At 57.7% G+C, this 12127-nt stretch carries 13 protein-coding genes and 1 tRNA gene; all 14 read right to left on the bottom strand.

The window, feature by feature from the left end; all coding sequences use genetic code 11:
* Positions 1–6: 6 nt before the first annotated feature.
* Entirely contained in the window at positions 7–2043 is a 2037-nt protein-coding gene (nuoL, locus tag JDW18_RS05990; RefSeq protein ID WP_218242783.1) for an NADH-quinone oxidoreductase subunit L, read from the bottom strand.
* A gap of 30 nt (positions 2044–2073) precedes the next feature.
* A complete protein-coding gene (nuoK, locus tag JDW18_RS05985) occupies positions 2074–2382 on the bottom strand; it encodes an NADH-quinone oxidoreductase subunit NuoK (protein ID WP_218242782.1) in 309 nt (102 codons plus the stop codon).
* Entirely contained in the window at positions 2379–3053 is a 675-nt protein-coding gene (locus tag JDW18_RS05980; RefSeq protein WP_218242781.1) for an NADH-quinone oxidoreductase subunit J, read from the bottom strand. The genes nuoK and JDW18_RS05980 overlap by 4 nt, the downstream gene beginning before the upstream one ends.
* Before the next feature lie 35 nt (positions 3054–3088).
* Positions 3089–3598 carry an NADH-quinone oxidoreductase subunit NuoI gene (gene nuoI, locus JDW18_RS05975; RefSeq protein ID WP_003057824.1) on the bottom strand — a complete coding sequence of 170 codons (510 nt, stop codon included), beginning with the start codon at positions 3596–3598 and terminating at the stop codon, positions 3089–3091.
* An 11-nt stretch (positions 3599–3609) separates the two neighbouring features.
* Complete coding sequence (gene nuoH / locus JDW18_RS05970) at positions 3610–4686, bottom strand: NADH-quinone oxidoreductase subunit NuoH (protein WP_218242780.1); 1077 nt, start codon at positions 4684–4686, stop codon at positions 3610–3612.
* Positions 4683–6800 carry an NADH-quinone oxidoreductase subunit NuoG gene (gene nuoG / locus JDW18_RS05965; RefSeq protein ID WP_218242779.1) on the bottom strand — a complete coding sequence of 706 codons (2118 nt, stop codon included), beginning with the start codon at positions 6798–6800 and terminating at the stop codon, positions 4683–4685. Before nuoG ends, nuoH begins: the two co-directional genes overlap by 4 nt.
* 23 nt (positions 6801–6823) lie before the next feature.
* Positions 6824–8173, bottom strand: coding sequence for an NADH-quinone oxidoreductase subunit NuoF (gene nuoF / locus JDW18_RS05960; protein WP_425514795.1), 1350 nt, complete (start codon positions 8171–8173; stop codon positions 6824–6826).
* A gap of 8 nt (positions 8174–8181) precedes the next feature.
* Positions 8182–8673: an NADH-quinone oxidoreductase subunit NuoE gene (nuoE, locus tag JDW18_RS05955; protein ID WP_158384361.1), complete on the bottom strand. Its 492-nt coding sequence runs from the start codon at positions 8671–8673 to the stop codon at positions 8182–8184.
* The gene (locus JDW18_RS05950) at positions 8670–9923 is read right to left on the bottom strand and encodes an NADH-quinone oxidoreductase subunit D (RefSeq protein WP_218242777.1); all 1254 of its coding nucleotides are present in this window, start codon (positions 9921–9923) and stop codon (positions 8670–8672) included. Before JDW18_RS05950 ends, nuoE begins: the two co-directional genes overlap by 4 nt.
* 28 nt (positions 9924–9951) lie before the next feature.
* Positions 9952–10563 carry an NADH-quinone oxidoreductase subunit C gene (locus tag JDW18_RS05945; RefSeq protein ID WP_218242776.1) on the bottom strand — a complete coding sequence of 204 codons (612 nt, stop codon included), beginning with the start codon at positions 10561–10563 and terminating at the stop codon, positions 9952–9954.
* Positions 10564–10572: 9 nt separating this feature from the next.
* Positions 10573–11052, bottom strand: a complete 480-nt coding sequence (locus JDW18_RS05940) for a NuoB/complex I 20 kDa subunit family protein (RefSeq protein WP_003057832.1) — start codon at positions 11050–11052, stop codon at positions 10573–10575.
* A 22-nt stretch (positions 11053–11074) separates the two neighbouring features.
* A complete protein-coding gene (locus JDW18_RS05935) occupies positions 11075–11434 on the bottom strand; it encodes an NADH-quinone oxidoreductase subunit A (RefSeq protein WP_218242775.1) in 360 nt (119 codons plus the stop codon).
* Positions 11435–11509: 75 nt separating this feature from the next.
* Positions 11510–11594 (bottom strand) — tRNA-Leu (locus JDW18_RS05930).
* A 121-nt stretch (positions 11595–11715) separates the two neighbouring features.
* On the bottom strand, positions 11716–12126 hold the full coding sequence (gene secG, locus JDW18_RS05925; protein WP_218242774.1) for a preprotein translocase subunit SecG: 411 nt from the start codon (positions 12124–12126) through the stop codon (positions 11716–11718).
* Position 12127 lies beyond the last annotated feature (1 nt).

Here is a 12127-nt window from a genome sequence, read left to right as displayed (position 1 = left end):
CCCCTACTACTTGTTGAGCCACACGAAGTACGTCATGAGGGCAACGATACCCAGCAGCATGACCAACGCGTAGTGATAGAGATAGCCTGTTTGCAGGCCGCGAATCCACTGACCGAGCTTGGCCATCAGCTTCCAGGAGCCATTGACCACAGCGCCATCGATGATGGCCTGATCGCCGACCTTCCAGAAGAAGGTACCGAAAGCACGGGCACCGCGAGCGAAGATGTTTTCATACACCCAGTCCACGCCGTACTTGCCTTCCAGAACCTGGTACAGACCAATCTTCTTGGAGAAAGCCATGATGGCAGCAGGAATCTCGGGCTTGACCATGTAGAACACATAGGACACCACCACACCCGCCAGAGCCAGCCAGAAAGGCGCAGCCGTAAAGCCGTGCAGTGCCATGGGGATCCAGCCGTGAATCTGTTCAGCCAGTTCAGCCATAGCGCCGTGCTTGGAACCATCGACGTAGATCACGCCCTTGAAGAAGTCGCCAAACAACATGGGCATCAGTGCAATCGCACCGATCACCACGGAAGGAATGGCCAGCAGCATCAGAGGACCAGTCACCACCAGAGGCGACTCATGGGGCTTGGCATCGTGGCCATGGCCGTGGTCGTCGTGAGCGTGGTGGTCGTCATGGTGGGCATCGGGGTTCTGGTCGTAGCGCTCTTTACCGTGGAACACGATGAAGTACAGGCGGAACGAGTAGAACGCAGTGATGAACACGCCAGCCAGCACTGCGAAGTTGGCAAAGCCAGCAGCAGGCAGGTTGGAAGCGTGCACCGCTTCAATGATGGCGTCCTTGGAGTAGAAGCCGGAGAAGAACGGTGTACCGATCAACGCCAGATTACCCAGCAGGAAGGTGATCCAAGTGATAGGCATGTACTTGCGCACACCGCCCATCCAGCGGATGTCCTGGTTGTGGTGCATACCCATGATGACGGAACCCGCTCCGAGGAACAGCAGCGCCTTGAAGAAAGCGTGCGTCATCAGGTGGAACACGGACACGGAGTAAGCCGACACGCCCAGAGCAATGGTCATGTAACCCAGCTGCGACAGCGTGGAGTACGCGATCACGCGCTTGATGTCGTTCTGGATGATGCCCAGGATACCCATGAACAGGGCTGTGATGGAGCCGATCACCAGGATGAAGTTCAGCGCAGTGTCCGACAGCTCATACAAAGGAGACATGCGGGACACCATGAAGATACCAGCCGTCACCATGGTCGCCGCGTGAATCAGTGCGGAGATAGGTGTGGGGCCTTCCATGGAGTCTGGCAGCCATGCATGCAGAGGGAACTGGGCCGACTTGCCCATTGCACCGATGAACAGGCAAATGGCAGTGACAGTGACCAGCATCCAGCCTGTGCCGGGCAGCTGAGTGTTCTGAATCTCTGGCAACTTGGCAAAGATTTCAGAGTAGTTCAGCGTGCCGGTGTAGGCAGCGATCAGGCCAATACCCAGGATGAAGCCAAAGTCACCCACACGATTGACCAGGAAGGCCTTCATGTTGGCAAAAATGGCCGTGGGTTTCTTGAAGTAGAAACCAATCAGCAGGTAAGACACCAGGCCCACAGCTTCCCAGCCGAAGAACAGCTGCAGCAGGTTGTTGCTCATCACAAGCATCAACATGGAGAAGGTGAACAGCGAGATATACGAGAAGAAACGGTTGTAGCCGTCATCTTCTTCCATATAACCCATGGTGTAGATGTGAACCATCAGCGACACAAAGGTCACCACACACATCATCATGGCTGTAATGGAGTCGATCAGGAAACCGATTTCCATCTTCAGGCCACCGACAACCATCCATGTGTAGATGGTTTCGTTGAACTTTGCGCCGTCGAATACGACAGCCTGGAACGTGAGAGCCGACAGAACGAAGGCTACGAGCACGCCCAGAATCGTCAGGGAGCTGCTGCCGGTGCGACCAATCTTGTTGCCACCAAAGGCCGTGCCCCAGATACCCGCAAGTGCGGAGCCGACCAGCGGGGCCAGTGGCACCGCAAGCAGCATGGATGCAGAAAGGGTTTGACTCATTTCTTGAGAACCTTGCAAGTTACGGCGGACTCAACCCTTGAGGGTGTTGAGATCTTCCGCATCGATGCTTGTCTTGTTACGGAACAGCAGCACCAAGATCGCCAGACCGATGGCCGACTCAGCAGCCGCCACTGTCAGGATGAAAAACACGAACACCTGGCCGTGCATGTCGCCCAGATAGCTGGAAAACGCGACAAAGTTCATGTTCACGGCCAAGAGCATCAGCTCGATGGCCATGAGCAAGACGATCAGGTTCTTGCGGTTCAGAAAGATGCCAACCACGGAGAGTGCAAACAGCATGGCACCCAGCGTCAGGAAGTGGCCCAAAGTCAGTGTCATGCTTTTGTCTCCACTGCAGGCGCCGTGACTTCGGCGTCAGGTTTTTGTGCAGGCTTGGTTGTCTCCACCTTGACCAGCTTGATACGGTCAGAAGCGCGCACACGAATTTGATCGGCAGGGTTCATGGCCTTGCTGTCCTTGCGCTTGCGCAGCGTCAGGGCAATCGCGGCAATCATGGCCACCAGCAGAATCACGGCTGCAATTTCCACAGGGTACAGGTACTGCGTGTACAGCAGCTTGCCCAGCGCCTGAGTGTTCGAGTAAGGAACAGTCTGACCTGCAGCATTGACGATGGTGGAGCCTGCGGCCTTGACGTCTTCAACGTCGCCGAAACCGCCCATCAGCACCATACCCATTTCAAAGGCAATCAGCACACCGATCAGGGCTGCAAACGGAAAGTGCTTCCAGAAGCCGCGGCGTACATCATCGATACGGATATCGAGCATCATCACCACGAACAGGAACAGCACCATCACAGCGCCCAGATAGACCAGCACCAGGGCAATGCCCAGGAATTCAGCCTTCAGCAGCAGCCAGATGGCCGCTGCCTGCGAGAAGGCCAGAATCAGATTGAGCACGGCGTGCACAGGGTTGCGAGCCGTGACAACTCGGAAGGCTGCGAACAGCAGCACAGCCGAGAACAGATAGAAAAAACCAGTTTTGGCGTCCATGGATCGAATCTTTTTTAAGTGATCAAGGAGCCGCTTCAGCGGTACTTGGCGTCGGCCGCCTTGTTGGCAGCAATCTCGGCTTCATAACGGTCACCCACTGCCAGGAGCATGTCCTTGGTGAAGTAGAGGTCACCGCGCTTTTCGCCGTGGTATTCGAAGATGTGCGTCTCAACGATCGAATCGACCGGGCAGCTTTCTTCGCAGAAACCGCAGAAGATGCACTTGGTCAGGTCGATGTCGTAACGCGTGGTACGGCGTGAACCGTCATCGCGCACATCGGACTCGATGGTGATGGCCATGGCAGGGCACACGGCTTCGCACAGCTTGCAGGCAATGCAGCGCTCTTCGCCGTTTTCATAACGACGCAGGGCGTGCAGACCACGGAAGCGTGGCGACTGAGGTGTTTTTTCCTCGGGGAACTGCACCGTGATCTTGCGACGGAAGGTGTAGCGACCAGTCAGGGCCATGCCCTTGGCCAGTTCCCAGAGCATGAAGCTCTTGAGGAAATCCTTGAAGGAGAAAGGTGTTGCAGCTACTGCAGACATACGTACTCCGCTTATTTCCAGATGTTCCAGGGCGAGTACAGCCAAGCACCCACAACCACCAGCCACACCAGGGTGACGGGAATGAAGATCTTCCAGCCCAGACGCATGATCTGGTCATAACGGAAGCGAGGGAATGTGGCGCGAATCCAGATGAAGCACGACACGACCAGGAAGGTCTTGATCGCCAGCCAGATCCAGCCCGGGATGAAGCCCAGGAAGTCCACAGGAGGCAACCAGCCGCCCAGGAACATGATCACCGCCAGGATGGAGACCAGCCACATGCTGGCGTATTCGGCCAGGAAGAAGACCGCGAAACCCATGCCCGAGTACTCGACCATGTGACCCGCCACGATTTCCGCTTCGCCTTCCACCACGTCAAACGGGTGACGGTTGGTTTCAGCAACCACCGAGATCAGGTAGACAACGAAGATGGGCAGCAGAGGCAGCCAGTTCCAGGACAGCAGGCTCACACCCATGGATGCGAACTGGCCCTTGCCTTGGCTCAGCACGATCTCGGTCAGGTTCATGCTACCGGTCACCATGATGACCACCAGGAAACAGAAGCCCAGAGCGATTTCGTAGCTCACCATCTGAGCCGAAGCACGCAGCGCGCCCAGGAAGGCGTACTTGGAGTTCGATGCCCAGCCCGCAATGATCACGCCATACACTTCGATCGAAGTGATGGCCATCATCAGCAGCAGACCCGCGTTCACGTTGGCCAGAGCCACATCAGGGGCGAAAGGAATCACCACCCAGGCAGCCAGCGCAGGCATGATGGCCATGACGGGACCGACATAGAACAGACCCTTGGCAGCAGCCGTGGGCTGAATCAGTTCCTTGGTCAGCAGCTTCAGGCCGTCAGCCAGAGGCTGCAGCAGACCCGATGGACCCACGCGGTTGGGGCCCAAACGGATTTGCATGAAGCCCAGCAGCTTACGTTCCCACAGTGTGAGGTAAGCCACCGCGCCCATCAGCGGCGCCACGATGGCGATGATGCCCAGCAGAATCCAGATGACGGGCCAGGCCACGTCGGTCCAGAAGGGGGCTGCGGACAGTCCGAGGCCCCAAGCTTTCAATGCGTCGATCATGCGGCGCCTCCCTCACGAACCTGACGAGCGTCAGCCGTCAATTGCAGCGACGTTGCGCGGCGCACAATGCTGTCGAGCTGGTAGATGCTGGCGACCACGGGAGCAGCCACATTGCCAGCAGCCACAGCGCTCACGGCCTTGGCCGTGTTGTTCAGCACATTGGCAGGCACTTGAGTGGCGCCATTCGTAGCAGCAGCCAGCACATCTTGCGATGTCTCGTAGTCCACACCATGAACACCCATCAGGTTGGCCAGCACACGCAGCACCTTCCATGCAGGACGGGTATCTGCCAGAGGCTTGACCACTGCATGGAAGCTCTGCACACGGCCTTCGGCGTTGACAAAGCTGCCCGATGTTTCGGTGAACGGAGCGATGGGCAGCAGCACATCGCTGAATTCCATGTTCGCCTTGAACGGGCTCACCGTGACGATCATCTCGGCCTTGTTCAGACCAGCGATCGCAGCCTTGCCAGCAGCGCTGTCAAACTCGGGTTCGTTGTTCAGCAGGATGACAGCCTTCAGGCCACCATCAATCATCTGAGCAGCGTTCAGACCATTGCCAGCAGGCTGAGCCTTGACCCATTGCGCGCCCACGGTGTTGGCGGCTTCGGTCAGATAACCCACAGAAGCACCGGTCTGCTCAGCAATCCAGTTGGCCACAGCCAACAGAGCCGATGCCTGAGCGTGGTGCGCCGCAGCGTTACCCAGCAGCACGGCCTTTTGCTCACCCGCCAGCAGCGCGGCAGCAATCGCCTTGGCTTCGTCGTGCACCTGACCAGCCACAGGAGCTGCAACGCCCTTGGCTTCGGCCACAGCCGCGGCCACATCGGCCAGAGCCTGTGCCCAGTCACCAGCAGCCACCACGGAAGCGTTGACGGGCAGAGCCCAGTCGTACACGCGTTCGTTGATGGAGAAGACCTTGCAGCCTGCCTTGGCAGCCTGACGAATTCGCTGAGCGAACAGCGGATGGTCCTTGCGCAGGTTGGAGCCCACGATCAGAGCGGACTGCAACTGGCTCAGTGCAGCGATAGGCAGACCCAGCCACTGCACGCCTTGTGCAGCGGTGAAATCCGCGTTGCGCAGACGGTAGTCGATGTTCTCGCTACCTACGCCGCGCACCAGCTTGCCAGCCAGATACAGCTCTTCCACCGTGCTGTGAGGGCTGACCAGAGCACCGATGGCGCTGGCGCCATGGTCGTTCTTGATCTGCTGCAGGCCGTTGGCCACATATTCCAGAGCCGTCTGCCAGTCCACTTCCTTCCACACGCCGCCCTGCTTGAGCATGGGCTTGGTGAGGCGTTCGTCGCTGTTCAGCGCTTCATAGGAGAAACGGTCACGGTCGGCAATCCAGCACTCGTTGACTTCTTCGTTTTCGAAGGGCACAACACGCATGACCTTGTGGTTCTTGACCTGAACCACAAGGTTGGCACCCGTGGAGTCATGCGGAGAGACCGACTTGCGGCGCGACAGCTCCCAGGTACGGGCGCTGTAGCGGAAAGGCTTGCTGGTCAGTGCACCCACGGGGCAGATGTCGATCATGTTGCCCGACAGCTCGGAGTCAACGGTATCGCCTGCCACCGTGGTGATTTCGGAATGCTCACCGCGGTGAATCATGCCCAGTTCCATGATGCCGGCCACTTCCTGGCCAAAGCGCACGCAACGGGTGCAGTGAATACAGCGGCTCATTTCCTCCATGGAAATCAGCGGACCCACATTCTTGTGGAACACCACGCGCTTTTCTTCTTCGTAACGCGAAGAGCTGCCGCCATAGCCGACTGCCAAGTCCTGGAGCTGGCATTCGCCGCCCTGGTCGCAGATCGGGCAGTCCAGTGGGTGATTGATGAGCAAGAACTCCATCACCGACTGTTGCGCCTTGATGGCCTTTTCGCTCTTGGTGCGCACGATCATGCCTTGCGTCACGGGCGTGGCGCAGGCAGGCATGGGCTTGGGAGCCTTTTCAACATCCACAAGGCACATGCGGCAGTTAGCCGCAATGGATAGCTTCTTGTGGTAGCAGAAGTGAGGAATGTAGGAGCCGGCTTGTTCGGCTGCATGCATGACCATGCTGCCTTCCTTCACCTCTACCTTTTTTCCGTCCAGTTCAATTTCAACCATATGCTTGTCTCGCGATCAGGCGCTTATGCGGCCTGCTTGGAAGCGTTCTGGATCTTCGCTTCAAACTCGTGGCGGAAGTGCTTGATCATGGCGCGAACCGGCATGGCTGCCGCATCGCCCAGCGCGCAGATAGTGCGCCCCATGATGTTTACGGATACCGAGTCCAACAGCTCGATATCTTCCGGACGGCCGTGGCCGTGCTGGATACGGTTCACCACGCGCCACAGCCAGCCTGTGCCTTCACGGCAAGGCGTGCACTGACCGCAGGACTCGTGCGAATAGAAGTACGACAGACGCAGCAGGCACTCGACCATGTCACGCGAATCGTCCATCACGATCACTGCGCCCGAACCCAGCATGGAGCCGGCCTTGGAGATGGAGTCATAGTCCATCGTGCAGTCCATGATGATGTCAGCGGGCAGCACGGGCGAGGACGAGCCACCAGGGATCACAGCCTTGAGTTTACGGCCGGTGCGCACACCGCCCGCCAGCTCCAGCAGCTTGCTGAAAGGCGTGCCCATGGGAACTTCGTAGTTGCCGGGCTTGTTCACGTCACCGCTGACCGAGAAGATCTTGGTGCCGCCGTTGTTAGGCTTGCCGCATTCGAGGTAGGCCTGACCACCGTTACGGATGATCCAAGGCACAGCCGCGAAAGTTTCGGTGTTGTTGATGGTTGTAGGCTTGCCGTACAGACCAAAGCTGGCAGGGAATGGTGGCTTGAAGCGGGGCTGGCCCTTCTTGCCTTCCAGCGATTCCAGCAGAGCAGTTTCTTCGCCGCAGATATAGGCACCAAAGCCGTGGTGCGCATGCAGCTGGAAGCTGAAGCTGCTGCCCAGGATGTTGTCGCCCAGATAACCGGCTGCACGGGCTTCTTCCAGAGCGGCTTCGAAGCGCTCATAAACCTGGAAGATTTCACCGTGGATATAGTTGTAACCCACCGAAATACCCATCGCATACGCGGCAATGATCATGCCTTCGATGACGATGTGGGGGTTGAACATCAGGATGTCACGATCCTTGCACGTACCTGGCTCGCCCTCGTCCGAATTGCAGACCAGATGCTTCTGACCGGGGAAATTGCGGGGCATGAAGCTCCACTTCAGACCCGTAGGAAAGCCCGCGCCGCCACGGCCACGCAGACCGGATTCCTTCATGGTGGCAATGACCTGGTCTTGCGTCAGACCTTCGCCGCCATCCTTACCTAGAAGCTTCTTCAGGGCTTCGTAGCCGCCACGCGCTTCGTAGTCCTTGATGGACCAGTTGCTGCCGTTCAGGCCTGCATAAATCTGCGGCTCGATATGGCGATCATGAAAGCAAGTCTCAACACCTTGAGAGGCGAACTTGTTCAGTACCGAATGCGCTGCGGCGTTCATGGTATCGCTCATGCCTTGCCCTCCGCTGCGCGCAGGCCGTCCACCAGCTCGTCGAGCTTTTCATTGCTCATGAAGCTGCACATGCAACGGTCATTCACCAGCATCACGGGAGAGTCGGCGCAGGCGCCCAGACACTCGGACTGCTGCAGTGTGAACAGGCCATCCTTGGTGGTCTCGCCCATCTTGATGCCCAGCTTGTGCTCCAGATGGTGCAAAGCCTTGTAGCCGTCACGCAGCTGGCATGGCAGATTGGTGCAGACGTTCAGCTTGTACTTGCCAACAGGCTGCTGGTTGTACATGTTGTAGAAAGTGGTGACTTCATGCACCGCAATCTCGGGCATGCCCAGAACTTCGGCAATCACAGCCTCGCTCTCCTGGCTCACCCAGCCCTGCTCCTGCTGCACGATGGACAGGCAGGCCATAACGGCAGACTGTTTCTGTTCAGCCGGATACTTGGCCACCTCACGCGCAAAGCGCTCTCTGGTCGCTTCGGTAATCATCGGTCAACGTCTCCAAACACGATGTCCAGGGTACTGAGCACCATCACGGCGTCAGCCAGCATGTGACCACGGCTCATTTCATCAAGAGCGGCCAGGTGCACGAATCCTGGTGGACGAATCTTCAGACGATAGGGCTTGTTGGCACCATCGCTGATCAGGTAAATGCCGAACTCGCCCTTGGGGTGTTCGACGGAAGCATAGGCTTCGCCTTCGGGAACCTTGAAACCTTCAGTAAAGAGCTTGAAGTGGTGAATCAGCTCTTCCATGTTGGACTTCATGGCTTCGCGGTGAGCAGGCGCAACCTTGTGGTTATCCGTGATCACCGGGCCGGGGTTGGCACGCAGCCAGTCCACGCATTGCTTGATGATCTTGTTGGACTCACGCATTTCTGCCACGCGCACCAGATAGCGGTCGTAGCAGTCACCCGTCTTGCCCACTGGAATGTCGAAGTCCAGCTTGTCATAGACTTCGTAGGGCTGCGTCTTGCGCATATCCCAGGCCAGACCGGAGCCACGCAGCATAGGGCCAGTCAATCCCAGATTGATAGCACGCTCCGCAGTCACCACGCCGATACCGACGTTACGCTGCTTCCAGATACGGTTATCGGTCAGCAGGGTTTCGTATTCGTCGGCGCACTTTGGGAAGCGCTGTGTGAAGGCTTCGATGAAGTCCAGCAGCGAGCCCTTGCGGTCTTCGTTCATAGCCTCCATGGAGCGCTGATTGCGCACCTTGCTGGCCTTGTACTGAGGCATGCTGTCAGGCAGATCGCGATAGACACCGCCTGGACGGAAGTAAGCCGCGTGCATACGTGCACCAGACACTGCTTCGTACATGTCCATCAGCGCTTCACGCTCACGGAAGGTGTAGATCAGGATGGTGGAGCTACCCGCGTCGTTGCCCGAAGAACCCAGCCACATCAGGTGATTCATGATGCGGGTGATTTCGGAGAACATCACACGGATGTACTGCGCGCGAATAGGCACTTCGATGCCCATCAGCTTTTCGATGGCCAGGCAGTAGGCGTGCTCGTTGCACATCATCGAGCAGTAATCCAGGCGGTCCATATAGGGCAGCGACTGGATGTAGGTCTTGCTTTCGGCCAGCTTTTCAGTGGCGCGGTGCAGCAGGCCGATGTGTGGGTCAGCGCGCTGCACCACTTCACCGTCGAGCTCCAGCACCAGACGCAGCACACCGTGCGCGGCCGGGTGCTGCGGACCAAAGTTCAGGGAATAGTTTTTGATTTCAGCCATGGTCTTCCGTCAAAGGCGCTCGCGCGACTTAGTGCAGGCCTCCGCCATAGTTTTCTTCACGAATGATGCGCGGCGTGATTTCACGCGGCTCGATCGTGACAGGCTGGTACACCACACGTTGCTGCTCGGCGTCATAGCGCATTTCCACATAGCCGGACACGGGGAAGTCCTTGCGGAAGGGGTGACCGATGAAGCCATAGTCCGTCAGGATGCGGCGCAGGTCTTCATGTCCGTCGAACACAATACCAAAAAGGTCAAACGCTTCGCGCTCGAACCAGTTGGCTGCATTCCAGATTTCGTTGATCGAAGCGACCACAGGCAGATCGTCATCCGGGCAGAACACGCGCACACGCAGGCGCTGGTTCAGCGTCAGAGACATCAGGTGCGACACAACGGCAAAACGCGGGCCTTCAGTGCCCACTTCTGCGTAGTCGGAGTAGTCCACACCGCACAGGTCCACCAGCATCTCGAACTTGCAGTCCGGCGCATTGCGCAGCGTCTGCATGGCTTCCAGATACTTGTCAGCAGACACTTCCACCGTCACCTCGCCATAGGCCAGGGTAACGCTGCGAGCCTTTTCGCCCAGCGCAGCAGACACCACATCCCGAAGCTTTTCGGGGTGAATAGCAATTGCAGTCATCTCGACCCTTTAAACGCGAGCGATGGTATGGGTACGACGGATCTTCTGCTGCAGCTGGATGATGCCGTAGATCAGCGCTTCCGCTGTCGGGGGGCAACCAGGCACATAGACGTCCACCGGAACGATGCGGTCACAACCACGCACCACAGAGTAGCTGTAGTGGTAGTAGCCGCCGCCGTTGGCGCAGGAGCCCATCGAAATCACCCAGCGGGGTTCCGACATCTGGTCGTAAACCTTGCGCATCGCAGGAGCCATCTTGTTGCACAGCGTACCGGCAACAATCATCAGGTCCGAGTGGCGGGGGCTGGCACGGAACACTTCGGAGCCGAAGCGACCGATGTCATAACGTGCAGCCGCTGCGTGCATCATCTCCACCGCACAGCAGGCCAGGCCAAATGTCATGGGCCAGATCGACCCTGTCTTGGCCCAGTTCACCACCGTGTCATAACTGGTGGTGACAAAGCCTTCCTTCATCACGCCTTCGATCATCGTGTTTCCTCAAAGAAGCTGCTTATTCCCAGTCCAGGGCGCCTTTTTTCCACTCGTAGGCAAAGCCCACGACCAGAATGGCCAGGAAGATCAGGACAGCAACAAAACCCGCACCGCCGACTTCTTTGAGTGCGACAGCCCAGGGCAGCAGGAATGCGATTTCCAGATCAAACAGAATGAAGAGAATGGCCACCAGGTAGTAGCGCACGTCAAACTTCATCCGAGCGTCTTCAAACGCTTCGAAACCGCATTCGTAGGGGGAATTCTTGGCAGCATCTGGCCGATTGGGACCCAGCACGTAGCCGAGAGCCAGTGGAACAACGCCCACAGCCATGCCAATGAGAATGAACAAGAGAACGGGAAGGTACTGATCGATGTTCATCGAGTGGGCCTTGTTATTGAAAACATGCCTCACCGATCACTGCCTGATCAGCAGGGCAGGTTTCTAGTTATATGTTGGTGCCGTCGGCGAGACTCGAACTCGCACAGCTTTCGCCACTACCCCCTCAAGATAGCGTGTCTACCAATTCCACCACGACGGCTTCGTCTCAATTGTCCGGCAACCCCAGAAACCTTCATTGCAAAGATTTTGATCCCCAGACAATCCCTAGATTCTAGCTTGAAAAACCCCATCACTCGGAGTTCTTCAAGCATTTTCATAAATTATTTTGTCGGGATCTGTGCGGCACCTTCAGCACCTGCTGCAGGCACTTGCGTAGCAGGTGCTGGTACATCACCAGTCGCCGCAGCAGGCGCACCTGTAGCTGGAATGCTTTGCGCAGGAGCGGGCGCAGACACAGGAGCACCTTCCAGCACGCTGCCAGAGGTGACAGGGCGAGAATTGCTCAGGTATGCCAGAGCCAGAGTGGCCACAAAGAACACGCTGGCCAGCACCGCAGTGGTGCGCGACAGGAAGTTGGCGCTGCCCGAGGCACCGAACAGGCTGCCCGAGGAGCCACCACCAAAAGAGGCACCCATGTCAGCACCCTTGCCGTGCTGAATCAGGATCAGGCCAATCATGCCCAGTGCGGCCAGCATCTGGACCGCAAGAATGACGCTGGATAAGACGTTCATA

The sequence above is a fragment of the Comamonas fluminis genome (genome assembly GCF_019186805.1).
Lineage (GTDB): Bacteria > Pseudomonadota > Gammaproteobacteria > Burkholderiales > Burkholderiaceae_C > Comamonas > Comamonas fluminis.
Note: the sequence above shows the minus strand (reverse complement) of the source record. Positions and strands in the feature narration are given on the sequence as shown.